This is a genomic window from Geobacillus sp. WSUCF1, assembly GCF_000422025.1.
GTDB classification, from domain to species: Bacteria; Bacillota; Bacilli; order Bacillales; family Anoxybacillaceae; genus Geobacillus; species Geobacillus zalihae.
This window is the reverse complement of sequence record NZ_ATCO01000232.1, coordinates 1-3,686: the sequence shown is the minus strand read 5'-3', so window position 1 is coordinate 3,686 and position 3,686 is coordinate 1. Positions and strand designations below refer to the sequence as shown.

The following is a 3,686-nucleotide window of genomic DNA, read 5'->3' as shown; positions in this document are numbered from 1 at the left end:
AAAAAAGCTGGTGATGGAACGAAAAAACGCGCGAACCATGGAGATTTCGCTCTTGAGCTCTTGAACGCTCTCCCACCTACGCTCACGCGTGGAAGTGGGGGTTTTCTCGGTTCAGGATGATCAACAACCGCTTTTCCGCGCGTTCGCAACAACGATTTTGCAGAAAGCGCGGTTTTTACCGACCTTGCAAACGGCGTCAAGCGAGAACAGCGCCGCCGGATTGCCGATGAACATTTGCTCAAGCACTTCGTCGCGGATTCCTTCATTTTTCAGCGCGGGAATGAGGTTCACAAACAAATGCTCGACATGCCAATTTTTCATCATTTCCGCAAACGGCTCCGGCAGCGTAAACGGCCGGCCAAGCCAAACGTTGACAGTGTCATGCGACAGCATCATTTGTTTCTCGTACCCATCGCGGAGCAGAGCAAGGAGCGTCCGCACCCGCTCCTCATCAGTCGGCGCGCCGACCATCCCTTGGATGCCGAAGCGGTCAAACGCAATGTAAACGCCGTAAGCAAGCGTCTTTCGATGATAGTCCGGGTCCGTGTTGCCGCACATATGGCCGATGACAATTTTTTTCGGATCGGCGCCGTGCTCAAGCAAATAGGCGGCTTGTTCCGGCCCCATCGTTCCTTCTTGCGTATGGGTGATGATGACCGCACCCGTCTCTTTTTGCGCGCGGGCGGCAGCGCGGAAGAACATCTTTTCGTACTCGGTGATGCACCCTTTGCTCGAGGCGAGCTTGATGACACCCGCCTTGATTCCGGTATCGGCAATGCCCTCGGTCAGCTCGGCCATAAACATGTCGTAAATATCATCTTCCGCTGTTCCGAGAAGCCGGCGGAATTGGAAGTACGGCGGCGCCCCTTCCCCTTCATAATAATAGCCGGTGGCGCAAATAATGTTCAGTCCCGTCTCTTCAGCAACGCGCCGCAAAAATGCCGGGTTGCGCCCGCAGTCGTTCGGCGTCGGATCGACAACCGTTTGAATGCCGTGCCGCTTCATCTTTTCCGCCGCCTCGACTGCGACGCGAAGCGCCTCGTCTTCGCGGAACGTGCCGCGCGTCACATCGCCTTGAAACCCTGGATAGCCGAAGAGGAAATGCTCGTGGATGAGCGTTTTGCCAAGCTGTTCCACCGGCACTGGGCCAAGGACGGTTTCGACCGTCTTCGCCATCAGGCGTTCACCCCTTTCCCCGCTTTTTCATATTCCTCTTCCTGCAATTTTCGCCAAAGCAACTTGCCGCTTGACGTCATCGGCAGCGACGAGCGGAATTCGACGAGGCGCGGATATTTGTACGCCGCCATTTGCGTCTTGGACCATTCAATGATCTCTTCTTCCGTTACTTTGCCGACATACTCGTCATGAAGGACGATAAACGCCTTCACCGTTTCGCCGCGGCGCGGATCCGGCACGCCGACGACGCACGCCTGCTGAACAGCCGGATGTTTGTACAAAAGCGACTCGACTTCGGTCGGCCACACTTTGTATCCAGAAGCGTTGATCATCCGTTTGACGCGGTCGACGATGAAAAAGTAGCCTTCCTCATCCATCCGCCCGATGTCGCCGGTGCGGAAAAACCGCTTGCCGTCGAGCTCGATGAACGCTTCTTCCGTTTCTTTTTCACGCCGGTAATAGCCGCGGAACACTTGCGGACCACAAACGACGATCTCCCCGACTTCGCCGACGCCAAGCTCCCGCCCCGTCGCCGGGTCGATGATGCGCGCGTCGACGTCAAACGACGGAACGCCGAGACATTGCAATTTCGGCCGGTCCGGCGGATTGAAATGCGTCTGCGAAATCGTCTCCGTCAGCCCGTAGCCTTCAAAATAACGGACGCCGGTGAGCTGGAACAATTTTTCCCCGACCGCTTCCGGAAGCGCCGCTCCGCCGCCGGAAATGCTCGCAAGCGAGGAAATGTCATACCGGCCAAGCGCCGGGTTGGCCAAAAAGTCGATCAGCATCGTGCTGATGTTCACCCAATGCGTGCAGCGGTGCAATTCAATCAGTCGGGCGGCCGCGTCCCGATCCCAGCGCGTCATCAACACCATGGCGGCGCCGGCGAAAATCGGCGTATGCATGCTATGGACCATCCCCGTGACATGGAAAAACGGCAGCGTCGCCAACGCGACCGAATCGCTCGTCACATCGCCCCAGTGGTAGGCGCCGACGATGTTGGCGTTCACCGTCCGGTGCGGGTGGATGCAGCCTTTTGGCACCCCGGTCGTCCCGGATGTGTATGGCAAGACGGCGATGTCATCAACATGGCCGTTGTATGGAAGCGGCGGCAATTGGGCGCCGAGGCAGTCCGCCCATAAAAGAATGCGCTCATCCCCAATGGCCCGCCGCGGCGCCGCCACTTCAGCCGGAAGCGAAACCGGCGATTCATCGGAAGCATAATCAGAATAAGCGGCGACGATGATTTGTTCCAACGCCGTTCGTCCAAGGAGCGGGGCCGCTTTGTCAAGCAGCTCCTGTCCAACGATGGCGACTCTCGTTTCGCAATCATGGACGTAAAAGGAAAGCTCCTCTGAGGTGTTCATCGGATTGATCGGCACGACGATCGCTTCAGCGCGCAAAATGGCATAGTAGGAGATGACAAACTGCGGAGAATTTTGCATGTACAAGAGAACGCGGTCGCCCGGTTTGACGGACAGCTTTTGCTGCAAATAGCCGGCCAACGCGTTCACTTCATCGAGCAACTGTTTGTACGAATACACGGCTCCGTAATAGTAAATCGCCGTTTTGTTCGGATAGCGCTTCGCCGTTGTTTCCAAATGGTCGACCAGCGTCGTCTCCGGCACAGCCAGCGTTTTTGAGAGCCGTTTCGGCCAATACGGGTAATGTCTCGTATTCATTCCGTTTTCCTCCTCCTTTTCACGCGATCGTTCACTGCGGCAGCCTCCACGCAAGCAGCATTGGATAGCTTTTTTTACTGACCAGTTGGTATATAGCCGACTATTTTTTATTGTACACGCTTTCATGAATATTTTCAATAATTTTCTGAATATACAAAACAAAAAATACACCGCCTACAACAGGCGGCAGACGATCGCTTTGATGTCTGCTCCGTGCATACCGTTTCCCCTTTCTTGGCCCGTCATCATTTGCTTGTTCGTTTTTGGTTGATAGACAAAAGCCAATATGGCAAAATATGATTCTAGAAAAGCTTACCATTATGTTGCAAAGAGGAGGAACACATGATGAGATTCGTGATCCCGCTTGTCCTTTCCTTTGCGCTCGCAGCCAGCTTTTTCTTCGACTCGTTCCGTTCGGCCGAAGCGGCAGCCAAAATCAAAACGTATCCAAACTGCACCGCGCTGAACAAAGAGTATCCAGGGGGCGCGGCCCGCTCCGCCTCTGTCAAAAACAAAGGAGGTGGCAAATTCATTTCCCTCGTCCAATCTCGGTTCGTCGACGACTGCACAAGCCGCCTTTCCTCGCCTCGTTTCACAAGTCGGACCGTCTCCCGCGGAACCCCAAGCCCAATGGCCACTTCTGGGCATACAGGCACAAGGCGAGCAAACTCCCCTAAACGAGAGACAAACGAATTGTGAATGATATCGCCGTTATACCGGCAGGCAGAAAAGCCGAGGCATTCGCTGACCACCACTGTCGGAATGGCGTAGTGCATCCTTTTGTACTCCTTTCTCGTTCCGTCACCTCTCTTTGTTATTGTAACCAAT

3 protein-coding genes are annotated in these 3,686 nt (G+C 55.0%); all 3 read right to left on the bottom strand.

Features of this window, described 5'->3' with window-relative positions; genetic code table 11:
- Positions 1 to 120: 120 nt before the first annotated feature.
- The 3 genes from I656_RS00710 to I656_RS20045 all read right to left on the bottom strand — a co-directional run bounded on the left by I656_RS00710 (position 121) and on the right by I656_RS20045 (position 3,634).
- Positions 121 to 1,176: a phosphotriesterase gene (locus I656_RS00710; RefSeq protein WP_020756824.1), complete on the bottom strand. Its 1,056-nt coding sequence runs from the start codon at positions 1,174 to 1,176 to the stop codon at positions 121 to 123.
- Positions 1,176 to 2,858, bottom strand: coding sequence for a long-chain fatty acid--CoA ligase (locus tag I656_RS00715; RefSeq protein WP_033006823.1), 1,683 nt, complete (start codon positions 2,856 to 2,858; stop codon positions 1,176 to 1,178). The genes I656_RS00710 and I656_RS00715 overlap by 1 nt, the downstream gene beginning before the upstream one ends.
- Positions 2,859 to 3,160: 302 nt before the next feature.
- Entirely contained in the window at positions 3,161 to 3,634 is a 474-nt protein-coding gene (locus I656_RS20045) for a DUF523 domain-containing protein (protein WP_050483831.1), read from the bottom strand.
- Positions 3,635 to 3,686: the final 52 nt, after the last annotated feature.

Excerpts from the sequence above, each read along its gene's own strand:
- I656_RS20045 (WP_050483831.1), bottom strand. The coding sequence starts at position 3,634 with ATGCACTACGCCATTCCGACAGTGGTGGTCAGCGAATGCCTCGGCTTT.
- I656_RS00710 (WP_020756824.1), bottom strand. The coding sequence starts at position 1,176 with ATGGCGAAGACGGTCGAAACCGTCCTTGGCCCAGTGCCGGTGGAACAG.
- I656_RS00715 (WP_033006823.1), bottom strand. The coding sequence starts at position 2,858 with ATGAATACGAGACATTACCCGTATTGGCCGAAACGGCTCTCAAAAACG.